The sequence below is a fragment of the Chelatococcus sp. KU-N122 genome (assembly GCF_055391085.1).
On sequence record NZ_AP043981.1, the window covers coordinates 4201182 to 4223545 of the forward strand.

Here is a 22364-nt window from a genome sequence, read left to right on the forward strand (position 1 = left end):
GATGAGAGCCGGAGCGGCGGCTCCGATCCCATTGGGGCGGTTCTGCCGGTCACGCGCGGCGTCTTGTGATGAACTGACGTCACCCGCGCGGCGAGAAGCGCAAACGAAAGCGGCGCGATCAGACGACCGCGCCGCTCATGTCGTTGATCAGCGAATCCGCTCAGCCGAGCTGGATCGAACCGGCTTCCGGACCCTTGGGGCCTTCGACCAGGCGAACCAGCACCTGCTGGCCCTCGCGGAGGTCGTTGATGCCCGAACGGGCGAGGGCGGACTGATGGACGAAGACGTCCTTGCCGCCACGCTCCAGAGCGATGAAGCCGAAGCCCCGCTCCGGGTTGAACCACTTCACGGTGCCGGCTTCTTCCGGCACGCCCTCAAGCACCGCCGGATCGAATTGACGTCCGAACGGCCGGCGCGGTCCCGCACCGCCGAAGCCGCCGCCACCACCTCCGCCGTAGCCGCCGCTACGGGGACCGCGGTCGCCATAGCCGCCACCGCCGCCCCCGCCGCCGAAGCCACCGCTCCGCGGCCGCGGAGCTTCGGCCGTGCTGGTGTCGACGTTCAGGATCTGGGTGACCTGCGAGCCCTTCTGGCCCTGACCGATGCGCACGGTCAGCGTGGTGCCAGGCTCCAGCGTCGTATGTCCGGCGGCCTCGACCGGACGGATATGCAGGAAAGCCTCACCGGACCCGTCCGTCAGCTGGACGAAGCCGAAGCCCTTCTGGGCGTTGAACCACTTGACCGTGGCTCCGACCTCGGGGCCGCTGCTCGGGGCAGGCCGGGAGAACGACGGCGACGGACGCGATGGAAGGGGAGGCAGGTCGTTGGCCCAGGGGTCAGGCGCATGGTCACGTGAACGGCGACGGTCGCGAAAATCGTTGTCTCGGCTCATCCGGATGCTCAGGCGTGGTTACAGATCAAGGCGCGGTCGGTTTTGGAACGGCAGTTCATTAGTACCCCCAGACCGCGCCAGTTGAAAGAGGATAAACGCCGCCGTGACACCAAGAGTGTAGGGCGCTAAGCCGGGCATGCGCAATAGCTCTCTGCTCAATCCGTCGGCGGCAAGTTTTCGGCGGCTGCTGGAAAGTTTTACGGCAGCGCACACGTCGAAAAGCCAGCTCGAAATGCCAGCTTGAAGCGGCGCCTGTGCAGGAAATGTCCCGCGGCGGCCGACCGGCGCTTCCGCATCGCGGAGAGGTCATCGGGGAGAGGCCATGGCGCCGCCGGGGCTGCGGCTGTCGCAACCCCCCGCTACTCTCGACTTCCGTTCGTTCATTGCCTAAAGCGGATGCCGATCAAGATGCCAAAAAAGATGGGCTACCGGCCAAGGAGAAGCAGATGACCGCGATCAATCCAGTGACCGATCTGACGATCGAAGGCGACGTCGCCGTGATCACGTTGAACTCCCCGCCGGTGAATGCCCTGTCCGCGCCGGTGCGCGACGGCCTGCACGACGGATTCAAGGCGGCGATCGACAACGATGCGGTCAAAGCCATCGTGCTCATCTGCGACGGCCGCACGTTCATCGCCGGCGCCGACATCAGCGAGTTCGGCAAGGCGCCGAAGGGGGCCAGTCTGCCGGCGGTGCAGGCGATGATGGAGAACTCGCCCAAGCCGGTGGTCGCGGCGATCCATGGCACGGCGCTGGGCGGCGGCTTCGAGGTGGCCTTGACCGCGCACTATCGCGTGGCCGTGCCCTCCGCCAAGGTCGGCCTGCCGGAGGTCAAGCTGGGCCTGCTGCCGGGCGCCGGCGGCACCCAGCGCCTGCCGCGGCTGGTCGGTCCCGAAGTCGCGCTCGGCATGGTCACCTCCGGCGAGTTCGTCGGCAGCGGCGTCGCGCTCAAGTCCGGGCTGGTCGACGAGATCGTCGACGAGGGCAAGTTGCGCGAGGGCGCCATCGCCTTCGCCCGCAAGCTGGTGGCCGAGCAGCGCCCCCTGAAGAAGGTCCGCGATCTCCAGGACAAGGTCGAGGCGGCCCGCGGCAAGCCCGAGATCTTCGCCGAGTTCCGCAAGGCCAACGCCCGCCGGTTCCGGGGTTTCGAGGCGCCGGAAGCGAATATCAAGTGCATCGAGGCGGCCGTGAACCTGCCCTTCGATGAGGGCATGAAGGCGGAACGCGACCTGTTCGTCGGCCTGGTCAGCGGCACGCAGTCCGCCGCTCAGCGCTACATCTTCTTCGCTGAACGCCAGGCCGCCAAGATTCCCGACGTGCCGGAGAACACGCCCGTCCTGCCGATCAAGAAGGTCGGCGTCATCGGCGCGGGCACGATGGGCGGCGGCATCTCGATGAACTTCGCCAGCGTCGGCATTCCCGTAACCATCGTCGAGATGAAGCAGGACGCCCTCGAGCGCGGCCTCGGCGTCATCCGCAAGAACTATGAGAATACGGCCAAGAAGGGCCGCCTGCGCCCGGAGGACGTCGAGACCCGCATGGGCCTGCTCACCGGCGCGCTCGAGCTGGAGAAGCTCGCCGACTGCGACCTCATCATCGAGGCCGTTTACGAGAACATGGCGATCAAGAAGGAGGTGTTCGCCAAGCTCGACGCCATCGCCAAGCCCGGCGCCATCCTCGCCAGCAACACCTCCTACCTCGACGTCAACGAGATCGCCTCGGCCACCAAGCGGCCGGAGTGGGTGATCGGCACCCACTTCTTCTCGCCGGCCAACGTCATGCGCCTGCTCGAGGTGGTGCGTGGCGACAAGACTTCCAAGGAAGTCATCGCCACGCTCATGCAGCTCTCCAAGAAGATCGGCAAGGTCGCGGTGCTGGTGGGCGTCTGCCACGGCTTCGTCGGCAACCGCATGCTCGCCCAGCGCCAGCGCGAGGCGAACAAGCTGGTGCTGGAAGGCGCCATGCCGTGGGACGTCGACCGCGTTCTCTACGACTTTGGCATGCCCATGGGCCCCTTCGCCATGTCCGACCTCGCCGGCCTCGACATCGGCTGGTCGAAGGAGACCACCTCGAGCTCCACGATCCGCGAGGTGCTCTGTGAGATGGATCGCCGCGGCCAGAAGAACGGCAAGGGCTTCTACGACTACGACGAGAACCGCAACGCCAAGCCGTCGGCCGAGGTGGAAAAGGTCATCCTCGACTTCGCCGCCAAGAAGGGCATCAACCGGCGCGTCATCTCCGACGAGGAGATCCTGGAGCGCTGCATCTATCCGATGATCAACGAGGGGGCCAAGATCCTCGAAGAGGGCAAGGCGATCCGTGCCTCCGACATCGACATCGTCTGGATCAACGGCTACGGCTGGCCCGTCTATCGCGGCGGCCCGATGTTCTACGGCGACGTGATCGGCGCCGACAAGGTGCTCGCCAAGATGCGCGAGTTCGAGCGCACCATGGGCGACGATTTCAAGCCTTCGGCGTTGCTCGAGAAGGTCGCGGCCGAGGGCAAGAAGCTGCACGAGCTCTGACAGGAAGCTGGAGCGGCAGCCCCGATTCCATTGGGGTGTCCGTCGCTCTGGAAGGTCGCCGGCCCGAGCCGGCGGCCCCCGTCGATCCCCGCGCGGCCGCTCGGCTCGCCGCGGCCAATGCAAACGCCCCCGCGGACCATCGGTTCCGCGGGGCGTCTCGTTTCCGGCCACGGCCGGTTCTGCGCCGAACGCGCCATCGCTTGGAACGCACAGCGGAGACTGGGCGTTTCGGTTGCATGATCAAACCAAGCGTGACCGAGATACCGGTGAAAAACCGGATACTTCGCCTGTTGCCCCATGACGTCTTCGCCCGGCTGGCAGGGCAGCTGGCCCTCGCCGATCTGAGGCAGGGTGACATCCTCTACGAGCCGGGCGACGTCATCGACCGCATCTATTTTCCGTCCGACGGGATCATCTCGCTGATCACGCTCCTGCCGGGGCAGGCGCAGGTGGAGACGGGCCTCGTCGGCCGGCGTGAAGCGCTCGGTCTGCCGGCGTGGTGGGAGGGGCGCGTCGCTCTGCAGCGGGCGGTGATCCAGGTGCCGGGCTACGCCCACTGCGTCGGCGCGGCGGCGCTGCGGACTGCCATCGATGACGATGCCGAAGCCAATGAGCTGCTCGTCCGCTGCACGGATCTGGCCCTCTCCCAGGCGATGCAGTCGGTTGCCTGCATCGCACTGCACAGCGCCGAGGAGCGGCTCGCGCGCTGGCTGCTGATGTGCTGCGACCGCTGCGATGCGCGCCGGTTTCCGCTCACCCAGGAGTTCCTGGCGGCGATGCTCTGCGTCCAGCGCACGACGGTCACCCTGGCGGCCCAGGCGCTCCAGCGCGCGGGGGCCATTCGCTACAGCCGTGGCCGGCTCGACATCGTCGATGCCGGCATTCTCCGGCGGCGCGCGTGCAACTGTTACGACGAGGAGCGGCGGCGCGCCCAATCCATCCTGCCGTCGATGCTCGACATGGATAACGCCACGGCCGAGTTCGCAACCGATCCATTGTGACCATCGGCGAGCGGATACGGGCCGAACACCCCCCGAGCGCAACCAGTTTTTGGCACTGTTAAGGGAACCATGGATGAACTACAGGCATTTTGTGTGATGGCCGACATAGCGCCGAGCTGATGCGCACGACGGTGCTGGCATCCGAAGGAGTGGATCGTGCAATGGGCGCTGTCGGAGGCCTGCGGGTTCTGATCGTGGAAGACGAGCCTCTTCTTGCCCTGGAATACGAGAGCCTGCTCGAAGGTCTCGGCCACGCGCCGATCGGGGTGGCGGCCGATTCCGCCGCCGCCATCGCCCTCGCCAAGGCGCATCGGCCCGACGTCGCGCTGGTGGATCTCAATCTGCGCGATGGCCTGACCGGCCTTCAGGTCGCCCACGACATCATGCGCGACTACGCCACGCAGGTCGTCTTCATCACCAGCGAGCGCCAGCTCGCCGGGCTCGACGACCCCCATGTCATCGGTTGCCTGCCGAAGCCGTTCACAAGTGCCATGTTCAAGGCGATGATGGCGTTCGTGACCCAGATCATCCGCCTCGGTGAGGCTGAGGATGTCTGGCCGTCGCCGCCCGGGCTCGTGGTGGCCAGCCAGTATCGCAGGTAGAGCTGGCACCGCCGCGCCGGCGGAAAGAGGCGATAGGGAGCAGGCCATGTCGGGCGAAGTAACGGGGGCTCAGATCAAGGCTGGCCGCGCACTTCTGCAATGGAGTGCCGCGGATCTCGCAGCCCATTGCGGCCTCTCGGCCGCGACGATCGCCGCTGTGGAGCGGGGGGCTGCGGTGCAGGACGGCGACGAGGCGTACGGGGTCGTCATCCGCACGTTGCGGGCGCACGGCGTGCACTTCCAGGACGGCGGCGGGGCCCGGTTGGAAGCGCCCGTCGCCTCGGTGGCCCCCGACCAGCTCAACGCGCAGAACGACACCTGACGCGGCGAGGAGCGGCCGATCCGCCCCTGCCGGGCCAGACGGTCCCGCTCAACGTCTCGGCGAAACGCCGCAGTCGCTGCAGATGCTGCCGACGATTCTGTTGTCTTCCTGATTCCGCCGCTGCTGTTGCGCTGCGATCGGATCACCGAGCCGACTGGTGGCGGACAGCAGGTCGTCCTGCCGGGGTTGCCGGTGGCCGACCGGTGCCTGCGGCACATTGCCAGGTGCGGATTGCGCCTGTGCGGCGAGCGGCGCGGCCGTCATCGCCACAATAAACGCTGCAATTGCAAACCTCATTGTCCCGACTCCCCACTCGCGTTGCCAAGAACGTCGGACCTAGGGGAACCCGCGGCACCACGGCTGAGTTCCCGGCCTCAGCGCGGCAAGGCTTTGACAGCGTCACACGTATGCCATACTGACTGGTCGCACATGCGCTGTGCGCAATGCTCATGATGTGGGCATTGTTCGCGGCGGTTGCGGACGCGTCCCGCTCGGGCCGGATCTGACAACAAATAAAATATGAAAATTGCCGGTCCGCCAGCGGCGGCCCGTTGCCAAACGGGCCCGATCTGAGGAAGATGGGCCGCCGAAAAACGAAAACCAATTCCGGCCCAGGGAGGAGCACGTGTCAAACTCACTTCAACGATCCGTCACGCGAAAGGCGATGCACCGCCTGCTGCCGAATCGCGTCCCGAGTTCGCATTAGCCGCCACGGTCTCCATTATGTCAGAGCCAATACTGTCCGTTCGCGACGTCGCTGTCCGTTTCGGTGGCATCGTCGCCCTCGACGGCGTCTCATTCGATATGCCTGTTCGCAAGATCGTGGGCCTGATCGGCCCCAACGGTGCGGGCAAGACCACTTTGTTCAACTGCCTGAGCCGGCTCTATACGCCGAGTGACGGCGACATCCTGTTCGACGGCAAGTCGATCCTGTCGCGCCCGGCCCACCGCATCGCCGAGATCGGCATCGGCCGGACCTTCCAGAATCTGGCGCTGTTCCAGAACCTGTCGGTGCTCGACAACGTGCGCATCGGCGGCCACTGCCGCACGCGCAGCGATTACGTGAGCGATGCGTTCAATTTCCCATGGAGCCGGCGCAACGAGAAGCTGATCGACGACAGCGCCCGTAACATCGTGGAGTATCTCGGCCTCAAGGGCGTGGCCCAACGCCGGGTCGGCGACCTGCCGTTCGGCACGCAGAAGCGCGTGGAGCTCGCCCGGGCGCTGGCCACCGATCCCAAGCTGCTCCTGCTGGACGAGCCGGCCTGCGGCCTCAATCACGAGGAGGTCGAGGAGCTCGGCGAGCGCATCCGTCACATTCGCGACGACCGCAACCTGACCATCCTGCTCGTCGAGCATCACATGAGCCTCGTCATGTCGGTGTCCGACCGGGTCGTCGCGCTCAACTTCGGCCGCAAGATCGCCGAGGGCACACCGGCCGAGGTGCAGCGCAACCCGGACGTGATCGCCGCCTATCTCGGGACCGAGAAACAATGAACAAACTGCTTGAGATCAAGGGGCTGCACGCGGCCTATGGCCAGACCCGGGTGCTGCACGGGCTCGATTTCGAGATCGAGCCGGGCAGCGTCACCACGCTGCTGGGCGCCAACGGCGCCGGCAAGACGACGACGCTCAGGGCCATCTGCGGCATGGTCAAGCGCACCGGCGACATCCTGCTCAACGGCCAGCAGATCAACCGCAACCAGACGGAGGATATCGTTCGCCTCGGCGTTGCGCACGTCCCCGATGGCCGCGGCACGTTCCTGCGCCAGACGGTGGAGGAGAACCTGCAGCTCGGCGCCATGGCGCGCCGCGACAAGGCCGGCATCGCCTCCGACATGGAGCTCGTCTACAGCTACTTCCCGATCCTCAAGAAGCGGCGCACGCAGATCGCCGGGCTGCTGTCCGGCGGCGAGCAGCAGATGCTCGCCGTCGGCCGCGCGTTGATGCTGCGGCCGAAGCTGATGCTGCTGGACGAGCCGTCGTTCGGGCTCGCCCCGATGATCACGCGGGAGATCTTCGAGATCTTCCGCTCGCTCAACCGCAACGAGAAGGTCAGCATGCTGCTGGTGGAGCAGAACGCCTCTCTGGCGCTCGATCTCGCCGACCATGCCTACCTTCTGGAAACGGGGCGTGTCGTGTTCTCCGGCCGCGCGGCTGCCATCCGCGAAGACGAGAGCATCCGCCGCGCCTATCTCGGCTATTGAGGCGAACACTCCATGGAACTCCTGATCCAGCAAGTCGTGGCCGGGATTGCGACCGGGGCAATTTATGCCTGCGTGGCGCTCGCCGTCGTCATGATCTTCACGGCCATTGGCCATCTCAACTTCGCCCAGGGCGAAATGGCGATGTTCTCGACCTTCATCGCCTGGCAGCTGATCACGTGGGGCGTCCCCTACTGGGTCGCCTTCGCTCTCACCGTGGCGATCTCCTTCGTCGGCGGTGTGTTGATCGAGCGGCTGATCTTCCATCCACTGGCCAATGCGCCGATCCTGAGCCACGTGGTGCTGTTCATCGCGCTGCTCAGCATCCTGACCAGCGCCGCGGGCTTCATCTGGGACTTCTCGATCAAGACCTTCCCGTCGCCCTTCGGCTCGGCGCCGCTCTTCGGCTCCAGCCTGATCAGCGCCCACCAGGCGGGCATGATGGGCATCACGCTCATTCTGCTGCTCGCGCTGTTCTTCTTCTTCCGCTACACGCGGGTCGGCTTGGCCATGCGGGCGGCGGCGGATAACCCCGTCTCGGCGCGGCTGGTCGGGGTGCGCGTCTCCTGGATGATCGCGCTCGGCTGGGGCATGGCGGCGGCGATCGGCGCCGTCGCCGGGATGCTGGTCGCGCCTGTCGTGTTCCTCGAGCCCAACATGATGCTCGGCATCCTGGTCTATGGCTTTGCCGGCGCCGTGCTCGGCGGCCTGACCAGCCCCGGCGGGGCCGTCCTCGGCGGCTTCCTCGTGGGCGTCATCGAGAACCTGGCGGGCACCTTCATCCCGGTCATCGGCGGTGAGCTCAAGCTCACCATCGCTCTCTGCATCATCGTCCTGGTGCTCGTCCTGAAGCCGGGCGGTCTGTTCGGCCGCGCAACCGTCCAGCGGGTGTAACCATGTCCGTGCAAACCGAGAACCTCGAAACCGCCGCCGAGCATCCAGCTCTCTCAGCCGATATGGTCACCAAGCCGTTCGGTCGTGACCGCGCCATCGGCATCATCCTGAGCATCATCCTGTTCGCTGCGGCCGTTGCACTGCCGTTCGTGACCAAGAGCTTCTTCGTCTTCCAGGTGACGATGGTGCTGATCTACGCCATCGCCATCCTGGGGCTGAATCTGCTCACCGGCTTCAACGGGCAGTTCTCGCTGGGCCATGCGGCGTTCTACGCGATCGGCGCCTACACGGCGGCGATCCTCATGGACAAGGCCGAGATCTCCTACGTCTGGACGTTGCCGGCGGCCGGCGTCATCTGCTTCGCCTTCGGCTTCGTGTTCGGCTTGCCCGCGCTCAGGCTGGAGGGCATCTACCTGGCGCTCGCCACCTTCGCCTTGTCGGTCGCCACGCCGCAGATCCTGAAGCTGTCGCCGCTCGAGCATTGGACCGGCGGCGTGCAGGGCATCGTCATCATGAAGCCCGATGCCCCCTTCGGCCTGCCGCTTAACCAGGACCAGTGGCTCTACTTCTTCACCCTGATCACGGGGGTGCTGCTGTTCTGGCTGGCGCACAACCTGCTGAAGAGCCGCACCGGGCGCGCCATGATGGCGATCCGCGACAACCCCATCGCGTCGCGCTCGATGGGCATCAACAACTCCCTCTACAAGGCGCTGACCTTCGGCCTCAGCGCGTCCTACACCGGCATCGCCGGGGCACTGGGCGCCATCGTCGTCCAGTTCGTCGCCCCCGACAGCTTCACGGTGATCTTGTCGATCGCCCTGCTCGTCGGCCTCGTCGTCGGCGGCGTGGGCTGGATCCCCGGCGCATTCTTCGGCGGCCTGTTCGTGCTGTTCGTGCCCAACATCGCCGAGCAGTTCTCCAAGGGGCTGTCCGGTGCGTTCTACGGCATCATCCTGCTCGGGCTGATGTTCCTGATGCCCTCGGGGGTCGCCGGCTTCATCGCCATGCTCCGCCGCAGGGTGCTGCGCCACGAAGGCTAGACGAGAGCGCTTTGCGATTGGGTGGGTTCACCCAATCGCAAGATGACGGCCCGAGCGGGCACATCCCGATTGCGGCAGGGGAGGACGGTTCGTGCGAGCCGTCCTTCGCATGTGCGCCGGGCTGCAAGGTCCGGCGCCGACGGGCCGGCCCGATATCACATCCGGGGGGATCGTTTCAGGGGCGGGCGCCGACCGCGCCGCCATTCGCTCGACTTTGCATCGGGAGGAACGCGTGAAAAACGTATCACGGCGCCGCGCAGGCGTGATCGTCGCTCTGGCCGGGCTGCTGGCCCTCGCCACCGCACCCGCACAGGCACAGAAGACGTACGGTCCGGGCGCCAGCGACACCGAGATCAAGTTCGGCCAGACCATGCCCTACAGTGGCCCGGCCTCATCCTACGGCGTCATCGGCAAGACCCAGGCTGCCTACTTCCAGATGCTCAACGATCAGGGCGGCATCAACGGCCGCAAGCTGAAGCTGATCAGCTACGACGACGGCTACAGCCCACCCAAGACGGTGGAGCAGATCCGCAAGCTCGTGGAAAGCGACGAGGTGCTGTTCACCTTCCAGACGCTGGGCACCGCGCCGAATGCGGCGATCCAGAAGTACATGAACCAGAAGAAGGTGCCGCAGCTGTTCGTATCGACCGGCGCCACGCGCTTCTCGGACCCGAAGAACTTTCCGTGGACGATGGGCTGGAACCCCACCTACCTGACGGAGGGGCGCGTCTACGGCCGCTACATTCTTCAGAACCATCCCAGCGCCAAGATCGCTATCCTCTATCAGAACGACGACTTCGGCCGGGAGGTGATCACCGGGCTCCGCGAAGGGCTCGGCGACAAGGCGGCGGCGATGATCATCTCGGAGGCGTCCTACGAGGCCACCGATCCGACCGTCGACTCGCAGATGGTCAAGCTCAAGTCGTCAGGCGCGGACCTGTTCCTCAACATCACCACCCCGAAGTTCGCGGCCCAGGCCATCCGCAAGGCCGGCGAGCTGAGCTGGAAGCCCGTCCACATCCTCAGCGTCAACTCGGTTTCCGTCGGCCAGGTGATGCAGCCGGCCGGCTTCGAGAATGGGCAAGGCATCCTCAGCGTCAGCTACCTCAAGGACTATACCGATCCGACGTGGAAGGACGATCCCGGCGTCAAGAAGTGGATCGCCTTCATGGATAAGTACATGCCGGACGCGGACAAGAACAACGCAGTCTATTTCTATGCCTACACGACGGCACAGACGCTCGAGCAGGTGCTCAAGCAGGCCGGCGACGATCTGACCCGCGAGAACATCATGCGGCAGGCGGCCAGCTTGAAGAACCTCCAGCTCGACCTGCTCCTGCCGGGCATGAGCATCAACACCAGCCCGACCGACTACCTCATCATCGAGCAACTGCGCATGATGCGGTTCAGCACGGACCGGTGGGAGCCGTTCGGGCCCCTCATCAACAGCGAGACGACCCCGAACTGAACGGTGGATCGGCGGCCGACACGGCCCCGTGCCTCGGGCGGAACGCGCGGCAAATGGGCGCGCTCCGCTGCGCGTGGTCGCCGTGAAAGCGGTAGCCAAGCTTGCGGAATATGCTCTAGGCTCCCCGCTCAAACAAGCGTTCGATTGGGGAACTTTCATGCGATTGACCAAGGATTGCCGCGCGGCCGTCGTCGCGGGGGCGTTGCTGGCGTTGACCGGCGCCACGCCGGCGCTGGCGCAGAAGAAGTACGACGCGGGTGCCAGCGACACCGAGATCAAGATCGGCAACATGTTTCCGTACAGCGGGCCGGCTTCGGGCTACGGCACCATCGGCAAGGTCGAGCAGGCCTTCTTCCGGATGATCAACGACCAAGGCGGCATCAACGGCCGCAAGATCGATTTCATCAGCTATGACGATGCCTACAGCCCGCCCAAGGCGGTCGAGCAGACGCGCAAGCTGGTCGAGAGCGACGAGGTCCTGCTGATCTTCAATCCGCTCGGCACGCCGTCGAACACGGCCATCCAGAAGTACCTGAACGCCAAGAAGGTGCCGCAGCTGTTCGTCGCCACGGGCGCGACCAAATGGGGCGAGCCGGAGAAGTTCCCGTGGACCATGGGCTGGCAGCCGACCTACCAGAGCGAGGGCATCATCTACGCCAAGATGATCCTCAAGGACCAGCCGAACGGCAAGATCGGCATTCTCTACCAGAACGACGACTTCGGTAAGGACTACGTGACCGGCCTCAAGCTGGGGCTGGGCGACAAGGCCAAGTCGATGATCGTGGCCGAGGCCCCCTACGAGCTGGCCGACTCCACCATCGACTCGCCCCTGCTGAAGCTCAAGGCGGCGGGCGCCGACGTGCTCGTCGACATCACCACGCCGAAGTTCGCCGCCCAGGCGATCCGCAAGGTGGCGGAGATGAACTGGAAGCCGGCGCATTACCTGGCCAGCGTCTCCCAATCGGTTGGCGGCGTGCTGAAGCCCGCAGGCCTCGAGAACGGCAAGGACATCATCAGCAGCTATTATCTGAAGGATCCGGCCGACCCGATGTGGAAGGACGATGCCGGCATCAAGGCTTGGAACGCCTTCCTCGACAAGTATTTGCCGGAGGCCGACCGCACCAACGTTCTCAACGTCTACGGCTATGCCGCGGCGCAGACACTGGCCCATGTGCTCAAGCAGGCCGGGGACGATCTCACCCGCGCCAACATCATGAAGCAGGCGGCCAACATCAACGATCTCACCCTCGATACGTTGCTGCCGGGCATCAAGATCAAGACCAGCTCGACGGATTTCTACCCGATCGAGGAGTTGCAGCCGCTGCGCTTCGACGGCGAGAAGTGGGTGCCGTTCGGACCGGTGCTGATCGGCTCCGTGCAGAACAACTGACGCGGCGGCATTCCGCTCCGTCCGCCTCCGTCCGTCCGGGGCGGAAGGTCGGAATCCATCGACTGGTCGAGGCCTGCCGCGAAGCCCGCGGCAGGCCTTTCTTGTGACCGGGCCTGACGTCTCCAGACCATTGGTTGCAGCGCGCAGCCCAAATATCGAGCAGACGCTGCGTTAGCCGAGAGGAGGGCTTGCGCCTGGGGGCGGGACGCGACACCCTGAGTTGCAGGTGCGACGATCACCAAGAGATCGCGACGGACCGCCATAGGCGGCCGAGAGCGCGACGACTAGAGGAGGAGATATGTTCAAGCCATCGCTGTTCGGCCCGACCGTTGCCGCGCTCACGGGCATCGGACTCCTTATCGGCCCGGCTTTTGCTCAGAAGGCATACGATACCGGTGCAAGCGACACCGAGATCAAGGTCGGTAACATCATGCCCTACAGCGGGCCGGCCTCCGCCTACGGCTCCATCGGCAAGACCGAGGAGGCCTACTTCAGGATGATCAACGATCAGGGCGGCATCAACGGCCGCAAGATCAATTTCATCAGCTACGACGACAGCTACAGCCCGCCCAAGGCGGTCGAGCAGACGCGCAAGCTGGTCGAGAACGACGGCGTGCTGTTCGTGTTCAATCCGCTCGGCACGCCATCGAATACGGCCATCCAGAAGTATCTGAACAGCAAGCAGGTGCCGCAGCTGTTCGTGGCCACCGGCGCGACGAAGTGGGGCGATCCCAAGAACTTTCCCTGGACGATGGGGTGGCAGCCGACCTACCAGGGCGAGGGCCGCGTCTACGCCAAGTACCTGCTCCAGAACATGCCCAACGCCAAGGTGGGCATCCTCTACCAGAACGACGACTTCGGTAAGGATTACGTCCAGGGGTTCAAGGATGGCCTCGGCGACAAGGCCAAGAGCATGATCGTCGCCGAAGTCCCCTACGAGATCTCGTCGCCGACCGTCGACGCGGAGATCCTCAAGCTCAAGTCGAGTGGCGCCGATGCCTTCTACGACGTCACCACGCCCAAGTTCGCCGCCCAGGCCATCCGCAAACTGAACGAGATCGGCTGGAAGCCGGTCCATCTGCTGGTCAACGTGTCCACGTCCATCGGCTCCGTCATCAAGCCGGCCGGCTTCGAGGCCGCTCAGGGCGTGATGAGCGTCAACTACATCAAGGATCCGACGGATCCCAAGTGGAAGGACGATCCGGGCGTGAAGGAGTGGGAGGCCTTCATCGACAAGTATCTGCCTGGGGTCGACAAGACGAACAGCAACTACGTCTATGGCTATGGCGTCGCCAAGACGCTGGTCCAGGTGCTCAAGCAGGCGGGCGACAACCTGACCCGCGAGAACATCATGAAGCAGGCGGCCAGCATCAAGAATTTCGACACCGGCATGTTCCTGCCCGGCATCACCATCAACACCGGCGCGTCGGACTTCTATCCGATCGAGCAGGAACAGATGATGCGCTTCCAGGGGGACCGCTGGGAGTTCTTCGGCCCGATCATCAGCGGGGAAATCAGAAGCTGAGGTCCAGCGTCGGCCCCGCGGGCCATCGAGTCCGCGGCGTCGATCATTGAACGCGGATTGAAGACTTTTGCCGCCAGCCCGCCGAGCCCTCGCTCGGCGGGCTTCTTTGCGCGCGCGGCACGCCGCATAGATGTCGCCAAGGGGCAGCCCCGGCGGATTTCGTGCCAAGTCTCGACGACAGCATAGTCAAACGTATTGATCGGCGCCTAAGTCTTGCCGGGGTGGCTGCAATGCGGCGGATCAAATGTTGGGTACTTGGCGCCACCCTCTTGCGGAGCCGGACGAAACGCGACAACGTAGTTACAGGTGCGACCAGTCGAACGAGATCGCATCAGTCCGCAAACGGACAACAAGGGCGAACATGCCCAGAGGAGGGAACATGATGACGTCAGTGCTCCGCGGCTCGGCCGCGGCCGCGTTCGTGTGTCTTGGCCTGGCAACGCCGGCCGTCGCGCAGAAGCAATATGGGCCTGGTGCCAGCGATACCGAGATCAAGATCGGCAACATCAATCCTTACAGCGGCCCGGCCTCGGCCTATGGCACCATCGGCAAGACAGAGGCGGCCTACTTCCGCATGATCAACGACCAGGGTGGGATCAACGGCCGCAAGATCAATTTCATCAGCTACGATGACAGCTACAGCCCGCCCAAGGCCGTGGAGCAGACACGCAAGCTGGTCGAGAGCGACAACGTCCTGGTCATGTTCCAGCCGCTCGGCACTCCGTCGAACACGGCGATCCAGAAATACCTGAACCAGAAGCAGGTGCCGCAGCTCTTCGTCGCCACCGGCGCCACCAAATGGGGCGACCCCAAGCAGTTCCCGTGGACCATGGGCTGGCAGCCGACCTACCAGGGGGAAGGCCGCATCTATGCCAGCTACATCCTGAAGAACTACCCGAAGGGCAAGATCGGCATCCTCTACCAGAACGACGACTATGGTAAGGACTACGTCAAGGGCCTGAAGGATGGGCTGGGCGATCAGGTCTCGATGATCGTCGCCGAGGCGCCCTACGAGGTGACCGACACCACGGTCGACAGCCAGATCCTGAAGCTGCAGGCCGCCGGCGTCGATATCGTCTACAACGTCACGACGCCGAAGTTTGCAGCTCAAGCGATCAGGAAAATGGCTGAGGTGAACTGGCGGCCGCTGCAGTTCCTGAACAGCGTCTCGAACTCGGTCGGCGCCGTGCTGAAGCCCGCGGGTTTCGACAATGCCAAGGGCATCATCTCGGTCAACTACCTGAAGGACCCGACGGATCCGCAATGGCAGGACGACCCGGCCTACAAGGAGTGGCTCGCCTTCATGGACAAGTACTACCCCGAGGGCGACAAGACGAGCACCTTCACGGTCTACGGCTATCTCGTCGCGCAGACCATGGCGGAGGTCATCAAGCGGGCCGGCGACGACCTCACGCGTGAGAACATCATGAAGCAGGCCGCGAGCCTCAAGGACCTGAGGCTCGGGATGCTGCTGCCGGGCATCGCCATCAACACCAGCCCCACCGACTTCTATCCGATCGAGCAGGAGCAGCTCCAGCGGTTCAACGGCGAGCGCTGGGAGCTGTTCGGCCCGATCATCAGCGGCGAAGTGCCCAGCTGATCGTCGCGCCACCCGGCGCACATGGCCATCCGCGGCGAGCCGCCGCGGATGGCTGCCCGCCCCGCGCGGGTCCGTCAGCCATTTCCCCGAGGATTGCAGCGGCCGGCCGCGTCACGGCCGACGGTATGACGCCACCCGGTCGCCTGCCGAGCAGGTGGACATCCCATGACCAAATCGCCTTTGCTGCCCGCGATCGTGGCCGCGCTCGCCGGCGTTGGCGTGGCCTTCGCGGCCCAGCCGGCCCAGGCCCAGAAGCAGTACGGCCCGGGCGTCTCCGACACGGAGATCAAGATCGGCAACACCATGGCCTACAGCGGGCCGGTCTCGCCCTACGGCGTCATCGGCAAGACCGAGGCCGCTTATTTCCGCATGATCAACGAGAAGGGCGGCATCAACGGACGGAAGATCAACTTCATCTCCTATGACGACGCCTACAGCCCGCCGAAGACGGTGGAGCAGACCCGCAAGCTGGTCGAAGGCGACGAGGTCCTGCTGATCTTCAACGGCCTGGGCACGCCGTCCCAGACGGCGGTGCAGAAGTATCTGAACACCAAGGGCGTGCCGCAGCTGTTCGTCGCGACCGGTGCGAGCAAGTGGGGCAATCCCAAGGAGTTCCCCTGGACCATGGGCTTCGGGCCGACCTACGAGGGGGAAGGCCGCATCTACGCCCGATACGTTCTGGAGAACTACCCCAACGCCAGGATCGGCATTCTTTACCAGAATGACGACTACGGGCGGGACTATCTGAACGGCTTCAAGGACGGGCTCGGCGACACGGGCAGGCGCCTGATCATCGCGGAGGCGACCTACGAGGGCACCGACCCGACCGTCGACAGCCAGATCCTGAGGCTGCAGGCCGCCGGCGCCGACCTGTTCTTCGACGTGACGACGGCCAAGTTCTCCGCCCAAGCCATCAAGAAGATGGCGGAGATCGGCTGGCGGCCGGTGCATCTGCTCAACAGCGTCTCGAACTCCGTGGGCGCGGTGATGCGGCCGGCCGGCCCCGAGAATGCAAAGGGCGTGATCACCGCCACCTACGGCAAGGATCCGACCGATCCGCAGTGGAAGGACGATCCGGCCTACAAGGAGTGGCTGGCCTTCATGGCCACGTACTACCCCGAAGGCGACAGGACGAGCACCTTCACCGTCTACGGCTTCATCGCCGCGCAGACGATGGTCCAGGTGCTCAAGCAGGCGGGCGACAACCTCACGCGCGAGAACGTGATGAGGCAGGCGGCCAGCCTGAAGAACCTCGAGCTCGGCATGCTGCTGCCGGGGATCACCATCAACACCGGCCCGACCGACTATTTCCCGATCGAGCAGATGCAGCTGCAGCGGTTCAACGGGGACAAGTGGGACCTGTTCGGGCCGATCATCAGCGGCGAGGGGCGCAGCTGACCATACGCCGACGCTGCCCCGATCCGGGCGTCGCTCAGGCGGAATCCGCACAAGCCAGGTGGACGCGGTTAGCGAAGGTCGCGTCCTCCCCCTTGGCCAGGAAGGTCGCCTCGTCGGCGACGACGCCGCAGAGCTGCGTCACCCACGGCTCCTCGATCTTGGCGAAATCGCTCAGCACGTAGCCGTGGACGCGGTCCTTGTGGCCGGGATGACCGATACCGAAGCGCACGCGGCGATAGTCGTTGCCCACGTGGGCGGTGATCGAGCGCAGGCCGTTGTGGCCGGCGTTGCCGCCACCGGTCTTCACCCGCACCTTGCCGGGGGGCAGGTCGAGCTCGTCGTGGAACACGACGATGTCGCTCAGGGCGATCTTGTAGAAGCGGGCAGCCTCCGCCACCGCGCGCCCCGAATCGTTCATGAAGGTTTGCGGCTTCAACAGGATGGCCCGCTCGCCGCCGATCGTCGCTTCGGCGCAGGCGGACTGAAAGCGCGTGCGCCAGGGGCCGGCCCGATGCGTTGCCGCGACGGCGTCGACCGCCATGAAGCCGATATTGTGGCGGTTGTGGGCATAACGGGCGCCCGGATTGCCGAGGCCGACGAAGAGCAGCACAGGCAACCTCCAGTCTGCGCCGGGGGCTGGACGATGCCCGATCGAATGCGACGAGCCGATCAGGCCATTGGATCCGCAGAGCGTCTCTCCGGGGGTGAGGCCACCCGATCGCGAAGCGCTCTAGTGTGGTGGATCTGAAGTTCCTGCCCCCACATGGCATCAATATTCAGGAACTCCAGATCCATTAAACCACACTCGAATCATAGAGTTGCTAGTGTGGCTTGAGAATCCGAAATTCGCTCCCAGCGCTGCCCCGAGGTGGTGCGAATTTCAGATTCGCCACACTAGGGCCGGCTCACGGCGGCCGGGAAACCGCCATGAGCCGGGGGCTCAGACCTTGGAGGCCTCAGGCCTTCTTGGCGTCGGCGGCCGGGGCGTCGGCCGCAGCGGGTGCTTCCTCCACCGTCGGCGGCGCGATGGTCGCGATGGTGAAGTCGCGGTCGGTGACCGTCGGGACGGCGCCGGCGGGCAGCTTGACGTCCGAGATGTGGACGGTGTCGTTGAACTCCAGGCCCGTCAGGTCGACGGTGATCGCGTCGGGGATGGCGTCGGCGCGCACGGTCAGGCCGATGTGGTGGCTCACGACGTTGATCGAGCCGCCCTGCTTCAGGCCCGGCGAGGCATCCTGGTTGATGAAGTGCACCGGCACCTCGACATCGATGGTGGCGTCGCGGCCGACCCGCAGGAAGTCCACGTGCACGGGCGTATCGCGTACCGGGTCGAGCTGGAAGTCGCGCGGGATGACGCGGGTCTTCTCCGCGCCCACCTCGACCTCGAAGATCGTGGTCAGGAAGTGGCCGGCATAGATCAGCTGGTGCGTCTGGTTGAAGTCCAGGGCGATCGACTGGGCAGGCTTGCCGGCGCCGTAGATCACGGCGGGCACCTTGCCCTGGCGTCGGATTGCGCGGGCGGCCCCCTTGCCGACCCGGTCGCGCACCTCGGCCTTGAGTTGCTTGACGGCGGTCATGATTAGTCCTTCAGATAAATGCAAATGGCCGCCTCACGGCGGCCGCTTGGGATGCCCGTGCCTCCAAGGGTGTCTGGCGGGCAAGCGCGCCTTATAGCGTCGCCGGCGGCGGCCGGCAAGGCGGGGCCAGCGCTCTGGCGGATCAATCAATACGGGTAGAGCCAGCCCTGGCCGCGGGACACCGAGACCTCAAGCCCGACGTGGAGCCGGTCGGTGATGGCATATTCTACGCCCGCGCCCACGCGGCCTGCCACATCGAGGTCTCGCCCGCCGCTGAGCAGGTTGTTGAACGAGGCGCCCGTGGCGAAGCCGGCGAGCCCGGTGTCGAAATTCGGCTTCAGCAGGGCCACGCTGCCGATCATGTAGGGCATGACGCGACCCATGTCGTAGCCCACCTTCACGTCGACGGTGGCGAAATCGAAGCCGCGGAGACGGCTGCCGACGTAGCTCGCCGGCGTGAAGCCGGTCGAGGCCTGCACGCCGAGCACCATGTTGTTCTCGAACTCATAATCGTAGCCGAGCCTGACGGCGCCCCCCATGCCACCCTTCATGCCCTTCGAGCCCGATACCGCGAACACATCCGCGCCGATGCGCAGCCCGGTCCAGAGGGAGGGGCTCTCCTGCGGATTCAGCGCGAGGCTCGGTAGGGGGGCCGACGTGTCGGCGGCGCTCGCCTGCACGGCGCTGCCGAACAGAACCACCGCTGTGATCCAGGCAGCTTTCGTCCGCATCAAATCATCTCCGCCGCGGCGCCCCCGCGGACCATAGCCGAGGCGGCGGTGGCGCTCAACCAAGCCGGACCAGCAACGCTGCCTACTCGGCCGGGTCCTCGCGATAGTCCTTGAACGGGGCGTCGCGCTCGCTCAGCAGCTTGGCGACGCTGCCGCCGTCGCGCTTGAAGCGGCTGAGATAGGCGCGGCTCGCCTCGGTGGAGAAGGCGAGCGCCTGCAGCTCGGTGCCGGCGCGGATGGCGGTACGCAGGCCCATGATCTCCATGGCGCGGTGGACGCTGCGCTTGTTGATCTGCTGCAGCTCGACCGGCACCATGGCGATGCGCTCGGCCAGCGCCAGCACCCGCTCCTCCAGCTCCGCTACCGGGTAGGCGCGGTTGGCGAAGCCGTCCTGCGCCGCCTCGATGCCGCTGATCGAATCGCCGGTGAGATACATCTCCATGGCCCGGCGCAGGCCCATCAGCCACGGGTGGAACTGGTTGTCCGGCGGGCTCATCAGCCGCGTCGGCGGGTAGCCGATCTGGGCGTCCTCGGCCACGTAGACGAGGTCGCAGCAGGTGGCGAGCTCGCTGCCGCCGGCCAGGCAATAGCCGTGCACCTGGGCGATGACCGGCTTCTGCAGGTCCCAGATGCGCGTCCATCCATCGACCACGTGGCGCGGCCACTGGCCGGGGCCGCCCGCCGTGTGGAAGGGCTGACCCACCGTGTTGTCGCTCGACAGGTCGTAGCCGGACGAGAAGCAGGGGCCGGCGCCGCGCAGGATCGAGACGTGGACCTCGGGGTCGCGGTCGGCCTCCTCCAGCGCCGCCATGATGGCGGTGCGCAAGGCATTGTTGAGCGCGTTGCGCTTGTGCGGCCGGTTCATGGTGAGCCGCCGGATACCCGGGCGCGGCCTATCGATCAGCAGGACGTCGGCCTGGTTCTCGCTCGTCATAAAGTCTCCACCCTTGCTCTTGTCGTTGATTGGACGTGTTTGCCCCGAGTGCTTCGTCTGTGATCGGCCGGCATCGCCCGATCACAAGGGAAACGCTTCGGCTGTAAAAGCTCCAGCGGCTCGAGCGCGCCTGCAAGGCCCGATCAGTCCCGCGGCCGCGTCGCCTGGAAGCGATGCCAGCCGTCGGCGCGCAGCCGGCAGGCCGGGCACTGGCCGCAGCCGTACCCCCAGGCGTGGCGGTGGCTGCGATCGCCGACGTAGCAGGTATGCGTTTCCGCCACGATCAGGTCGAGCAAGGCTGCGCCGCCCAGCTCCTGCGCCATCGCAAAGGTCGCCGCCTTGTCGCGCCACATCAGCGGCGTCTGCAGGACGAAGCGCGCCTCCATGCCGAGATTGAGGGCGAGCTGCATGGCCTTGATAGTGTCGTCACGGCAGTCGGGATAGCCGGAGTAGTCCGTCTCGCAGACACCGAGCACGATGTGCTTGCAGCCGCGGCGGTAGGCGAGGGCGCCGGCGAACACCATGAAGGCGAGGTTGCGACCCGGCACGAAGGTGTTGGGCAGGCCGTTGTCGCCCATGGTGATCTCCACCTCGCGTGTCATGGCGGTGTCGGAGAGCGTGCCGAGCGCGTCGAGCCCGATCATGTGGTCCGCGCCGAGCCGGCCGGGCAACTGCGCCGTCGGCTGCGCCAACGCCTGACGCACCACCGTCCGGCACGTGAGCTCGACCGCATGGCGCTGGCCATAGGCGAAGCCGACCGTCTCCACCTCGGCGAAGCGGGCCAGCGCCCAGGCCAGGCAAGTGGTCGAATCCTGCCCGCCAGAAAGCAGGACGAGGGCACGGCTGTCGGAGAGGGTGGTCATGGCCGTATCGATCCAGCCTGGGGCGCTGCTCGCCGATCGGAAAGAAGCGTTCCGGACTCAAGGAGCTGGAGCATGTCCCTCCGATCGGATGGCTCCATCCGATCGGGACATGCTCAAGGGGCTATCGCAGCCCACTTTGGCGGACCGCGCCTCAGTCGAACAGGCTCGAGACGCTCGATTCGGATGCGGTGCGGCCGATCGCTTCGCCGATCAGCGGGGCGATGGAGAGTACGCGCAGGTTCTTGGCGACGCGGATGGCCTCGGTCGGCTGGATGGAATCGGTGATCACCATCTCCTTGAGCCGCGAGGAGGCGATGCGCGCCACGGCTCCGCCCGACAGCACGCCGTGGCTGCAATAGGCGTAGACCTCCTTGGCGCCTTCCGCGAGCAGGGCATCGGCGGCGTTGCAGAGCGTGCCGCCGGAATCGACGATGTCGTCGATGAGGATGCAGGAGCGGCCCTTCACGTCGCCGATGATGTTCATCACCTCGCTCTCGCCCGGCCGCTCGCGGCGCTTGTCGACGATGGCCAGCGGCGCGTCGATGCGCTTGGCCAGCGCGCGGGCGCGCACCACGCCGCCCACGTCGGGCGAGACGACCGTCATGTCGTCGCCGTCGAAGCGCTCCTTGATGTCGCGCACCATCACCGGCGCCGCGTAGAGGTTGTCGGTCGGGATATCGAAGAAGCCCTGGATCTGGCCGGCGTGCAGATCGAGCGTCATCACCCGGTCGGCGCCGGCACGGGTGATCAGATTGGCGACGAGCTTAGCCGAGATCGGCGTGCGCGGGCCCGGTTTGCGGTCCTGCCGGGCGTAGCCGAAATAGGGGATCACCGCGGTCACCCGCCGGGCCGAGGAGCGGCGCAGCGCGTCGATGATGATCAGCAGCTCCATCAGATGGTCGTTCGCCGGGTACGACGTGGACTGGACGACGAACACGTCCTCGCCTCGCACGTTCTCCAGAATCTCGACGAACACTTCCATGTCGGCGAAGCGCTTCACTTGGCAGCCGGCGAGCGGCACCTCCAGATAGGCCGAGATCGCCTCGGCCAGCTGCCGGTTGGAATTGCCTGCCACGAGCTTGATGGAGGATTTCATCCTGCCAGCCGTCCTCCTGGAGAGCGCTGCTCCGCGCCGCCTCGATCGCCGCTCAACTACGGCCGATGCGGTCGCGCGTCTGTAACACAAATGTCGCGCTGATGCCCGTCCGCCGGACGGACGCCGCCGTCACCTGAGCTGCTGCGGCTCATAGATCAAGTTTCTCCCGAGTGGAAGCCGCCCTCAGGGCATGGGAGATGCGACCGGGGCTGTGGACAGTCTGCTGGAGCGCTTCTTTTGCGGTTGGATGGAATCACCCAATCGCAAAAGAAGCGCTCCAGGTTCAAAAAATTACGAGCATT

Annotated in this window: 21 protein-coding genes; 13 read left to right on the forward strand and 8 right to left on the reverse strand. The window is 65.6% G+C overall.

What is annotated here, in order from left to right; genetic code table 11:
• Nucleotides 1-160: 160 nt before the first annotated feature.
• On the reverse strand, nucleotides 161-892 hold the full coding sequence (locus ACZ5PO_RS18895) for a cold-shock protein (RefSeq protein ID WP_464196239.1): 732 nt from the start codon (nucleotides 890-892) through the stop codon (nucleotides 161-163).
• Nucleotides 893-1347: 455 nt separating this feature from the next.
• Here ACZ5PO_RS18895 and ACZ5PO_RS18900 point away from each other — a divergent pair, with 455 nt between their 5' ends.
• The 4 genes from ACZ5PO_RS18900 to ACZ5PO_RS18915 all read left to right on the forward strand — a co-directional run bounded on the left by ACZ5PO_RS18900 (nucleotide 1348) and on the right by ACZ5PO_RS18915 (nucleotide 5342).
• Entirely contained in the window at nucleotides 1348-3417 is a 2070-nt protein-coding gene (locus ACZ5PO_RS18900) for a 3-hydroxyacyl-CoA dehydrogenase NAD-binding domain-containing protein (RefSeq protein ID WP_464196908.1), read from the forward strand.
• Nucleotides 3418-3668: 251 nt separating this feature from the next.
• The gene (locus ACZ5PO_RS18905; protein WP_464196241.1) at nucleotides 3669-4418 is read left to right on the forward strand and encodes a Crp/Fnr family transcriptional regulator; all 750 of its coding nucleotides are present in this window, start codon (nucleotides 3669-3671) and stop codon (nucleotides 4416-4418) included.
• Between the two features lie 119 nt (nucleotides 4419-4537).
• Nucleotides 4538-5020 (forward strand): response regulator, encoded by a 483-nt coding sequence (locus tag ACZ5PO_RS18910; RefSeq protein ID WP_464196243.1) that lies wholly within the window; start codon nucleotides 4538-4540, stop codon nucleotides 5018-5020.
• Between the two features lie 46 nt (nucleotides 5021-5066).
• A complete protein-coding gene (locus tag ACZ5PO_RS18915) occupies nucleotides 5067-5342 on the forward strand; it encodes a helix-turn-helix domain-containing protein (protein WP_464196245.1) in 276 nt (91 codons plus the stop codon).
• A 48-nt stretch (nucleotides 5343-5390) separates the two neighbouring features.
• Here ACZ5PO_RS18915 and ACZ5PO_RS18920 read toward each other — a convergent pair whose 3' ends face one another.
• Nucleotides 5391-5639, reverse strand: a complete 249-nt coding sequence (locus tag ACZ5PO_RS18920; protein ID WP_464196247.1) for a hypothetical protein — start codon at nucleotides 5637-5639, stop codon at nucleotides 5391-5393.
• Between the two features lie 426 nt (nucleotides 5640-6065).
• On the opposite strand from ACZ5PO_RS18920, the gene ACZ5PO_RS18925 reads away from it, so the two are divergent.
• From ACZ5PO_RS18925 to ACZ5PO_RS18965, 9 genes are all read left to right on the forward strand, one after another.
• Nucleotides 6066-6839 (forward strand): ABC transporter ATP-binding protein, encoded by a 774-nt coding sequence (locus tag ACZ5PO_RS18925; protein ID WP_464196249.1) that lies wholly within the window; start codon nucleotides 6066-6068, stop codon nucleotides 6837-6839.
• Nucleotides 6836-7549 carry an ABC transporter ATP-binding protein gene (locus ACZ5PO_RS18930; RefSeq protein ID WP_464196251.1) on the forward strand — a complete coding sequence of 238 codons (714 nt, stop codon included), beginning with the start codon at nucleotides 6836-6838 and terminating at the stop codon, nucleotides 7547-7549. The genes ACZ5PO_RS18925 and ACZ5PO_RS18930 overlap by 4 nt, the downstream gene beginning before the upstream one ends.
• A gap of 12 nt (nucleotides 7550-7561) precedes the next feature.
• Nucleotides 7562-8440 carry a branched-chain amino acid ABC transporter permease gene (locus ACZ5PO_RS18935; RefSeq protein ID WP_464196253.1) on the forward strand — a complete coding sequence of 293 codons (879 nt, stop codon included), beginning with the start codon at nucleotides 7562-7564 and terminating at the stop codon, nucleotides 8438-8440.
• A 62-nt stretch (nucleotides 8441-8502) separates the two neighbouring features.
• Entirely contained in the window at nucleotides 8503-9480 is a 978-nt protein-coding gene (locus tag ACZ5PO_RS18940) for a branched-chain amino acid ABC transporter permease (RefSeq protein ID WP_464196910.1), read from the forward strand.
• 232 nt (nucleotides 9481-9712) lie between these two features.
• Nucleotides 9713-10948, forward strand: a complete 1236-nt coding sequence (locus tag ACZ5PO_RS18945; protein WP_464196255.1) for an ABC transporter substrate-binding protein — start codon at nucleotides 9713-9715, stop codon at nucleotides 10946-10948.
• Nucleotides 10949-11105: 157 nt separating this feature from the next.
• On the forward strand, nucleotides 11106-12338 hold the full coding sequence (locus ACZ5PO_RS18950) for an ABC transporter substrate-binding protein (RefSeq protein ID WP_464196257.1): 1233 nt from the start codon (nucleotides 11106-11108) through the stop codon (nucleotides 12336-12338).
• A 298-nt stretch (nucleotides 12339-12636) separates the two neighbouring features.
• The gene (locus ACZ5PO_RS18955; RefSeq protein ID WP_464196259.1) at nucleotides 12637-13863 is read left to right on the forward strand and encodes an ABC transporter substrate-binding protein; all 1227 of its coding nucleotides are present in this window, start codon (nucleotides 12637-12639) and stop codon (nucleotides 13861-13863) included.
• A gap of 379 nt (nucleotides 13864-14242) precedes the next feature.
• Entirely contained in the window at nucleotides 14243-15463 is a 1221-nt protein-coding gene (locus tag ACZ5PO_RS18960) for an ABC transporter substrate-binding protein (protein WP_464196261.1), read from the forward strand.
• Between the two features lie 165 nt (nucleotides 15464-15628).
• Nucleotides 15629-16861: an ABC transporter substrate-binding protein gene (locus tag ACZ5PO_RS18965; RefSeq protein ID WP_464196263.1), complete on the forward strand. Its 1233-nt coding sequence runs from the start codon at nucleotides 15629-15631 to the stop codon at nucleotides 16859-16861.
• A gap of 34 nt (nucleotides 16862-16895) precedes the next feature.
• On the opposite strand, the gene pth is transcribed toward ACZ5PO_RS18965, so the two are convergent.
• The 6 genes from pth to ACZ5PO_RS18995 all read right to left on the reverse strand — a co-directional run bounded on the left by pth (nucleotide 16896) and on the right by ACZ5PO_RS18995 (nucleotide 22062).
• A complete protein-coding gene (gene pth, locus ACZ5PO_RS18970) occupies nucleotides 16896-17471 on the reverse strand; it encodes an aminoacyl-tRNA hydrolase (RefSeq protein WP_464196265.1) in 576 nt (191 codons plus the stop codon).
• A 346-nt stretch (nucleotides 17472-17817) separates the two neighbouring features.
• Nucleotides 17818-18438 (reverse strand): 50S ribosomal protein L25/general stress protein Ctc, encoded by a 621-nt coding sequence (locus tag ACZ5PO_RS18975; RefSeq protein ID WP_464196267.1) that lies wholly within the window; start codon nucleotides 18436-18438, stop codon nucleotides 17818-17820.
• 146 nt (nucleotides 18439-18584) lie between these two features.
• Nucleotides 18585-19169 carry an outer membrane protein gene (locus tag ACZ5PO_RS18980; protein ID WP_464196269.1) on the reverse strand — a complete coding sequence of 195 codons (585 nt, stop codon included), beginning with the start codon at nucleotides 19167-19169 and terminating at the stop codon, nucleotides 18585-18587.
• An 82-nt stretch (nucleotides 19170-19251) separates the two neighbouring features.
• Nucleotides 19252-20103: an enoyl-CoA hydratase-related protein gene (locus tag ACZ5PO_RS18985; RefSeq protein WP_464196271.1), complete on the reverse strand. Its 852-nt coding sequence runs from the start codon at nucleotides 20101-20103 to the stop codon at nucleotides 19252-19254.
• Nucleotides 20104-20246: 143 nt separating this feature from the next.
• The gene (queC, locus tag ACZ5PO_RS18990; RefSeq protein WP_464196273.1) at nucleotides 20247-20966 is read right to left on the reverse strand and encodes a 7-cyano-7-deazaguanine synthase QueC; all 720 of its coding nucleotides are present in this window, start codon (nucleotides 20964-20966) and stop codon (nucleotides 20247-20249) included.
• Nucleotides 20967-21117: 151 nt separating this feature from the next.
• Nucleotides 21118-22062: a ribose-phosphate pyrophosphokinase gene (locus tag ACZ5PO_RS18995; protein WP_464196275.1), complete on the reverse strand. Its 945-nt coding sequence runs from the start codon at nucleotides 22060-22062 to the stop codon at nucleotides 21118-21120.
• Between the last annotated feature and the right edge of the window lie 302 nt (nucleotides 22063-22364).

Excerpts from the sequence above, each read along its gene's own strand:
- ACZ5PO_RS18895 (WP_464196239.1), bottom strand. The coding sequence starts at position 892 with ATGAGCCGAGACAACGATTTTCGCGACCGTCGCCGTTCACGTGACCAT.
- ACZ5PO_RS18910 (WP_464196243.1), top strand. The coding sequence starts at position 4,538 with ATGCGCACGACGGTGCTGGCATCCGAAGGAGTGGATCGTGCAATGGGC.
- ACZ5PO_RS18915 (WP_464196245.1), top strand. The coding sequence starts at position 5,067 with ATGTCGGGCGAAGTAACGGGGGCTCAGATCAAGGCTGGCCGCGCACTT.
- ACZ5PO_RS18920 (WP_464196247.1), bottom strand. The coding sequence starts at position 5,639 with ATGAGGTTTGCAATTGCAGCGTTTATTGTGGCGATGACGGCCGCGCCG.
- ACZ5PO_RS18925 (WP_464196249.1), top strand. The coding sequence starts at position 6,066 with ATGTCAGAGCCAATACTGTCCGTTCGCGACGTCGCTGTCCGTTTCGGT.
- ACZ5PO_RS18930 (WP_464196251.1), top strand. The coding sequence starts at position 6,836 with ATGAACAAACTGCTTGAGATCAAGGGGCTGCACGCGGCCTATGGCCAG.
- ACZ5PO_RS18935 (WP_464196253.1), top strand. The coding sequence starts at position 7,562 with ATGGAACTCCTGATCCAGCAAGTCGTGGCCGGGATTGCGACCGGGGCA.
- ACZ5PO_RS18940 (WP_464196910.1), top strand. The coding sequence starts at position 8,503 with ATGGTCACCAAGCCGTTCGGTCGTGACCGCGCCATCGGCATCATCCTG.
- ACZ5PO_RS18950 (WP_464196257.1), top strand. The coding sequence starts at position 11,106 with ATGCGATTGACCAAGGATTGCCGCGCGGCCGTCGTCGCGGGGGCGTTG.
- ACZ5PO_RS18955 (WP_464196259.1), top strand. The coding sequence starts at position 12,637 with ATGTTCAAGCCATCGCTGTTCGGCCCGACCGTTGCCGCGCTCACGGGC.
- ACZ5PO_RS18960 (WP_464196261.1), top strand. The coding sequence starts at position 14,243 with ATGATGACGTCAGTGCTCCGCGGCTCGGCCGCGGCCGCGTTCGTGTGT.
- ACZ5PO_RS18965 (WP_464196263.1), top strand. The coding sequence starts at position 15,629 with ATGACCAAATCGCCTTTGCTGCCCGCGATCGTGGCCGCGCTCGCCGGC.
- ACZ5PO_RS18975 (WP_464196267.1), bottom strand. The coding sequence starts at position 18,438 with ATGACCGCCGTCAAGCAACTCAAGGCCGAGGTGCGCGACCGGGTCGGC.
- ACZ5PO_RS18980 (WP_464196269.1), bottom strand. The coding sequence starts at position 19,169 with ATGCGGACGAAAGCTGCCTGGATCACAGCGGTGGTTCTGTTCGGCAGC.
- ACZ5PO_RS18985 (WP_464196271.1), bottom strand. The coding sequence starts at position 20,103 with ATGACGAGCGAGAACCAGGCCGACGTCCTGCTGATCGATAGGCCGCGC.
- queC (WP_464196273.1), bottom strand. The coding sequence starts at position 20,966 with ATGACCACCCTCTCCGACAGCCGTGCCCTCGTCCTGCTTTCTGGCGGG.
- ACZ5PO_RS18995 (WP_464196275.1), bottom strand. The coding sequence starts at position 22,062 with ATGAAATCCTCCATCAAGCTCGTGGCAGGCAATTCCAACCGGCAGCTG.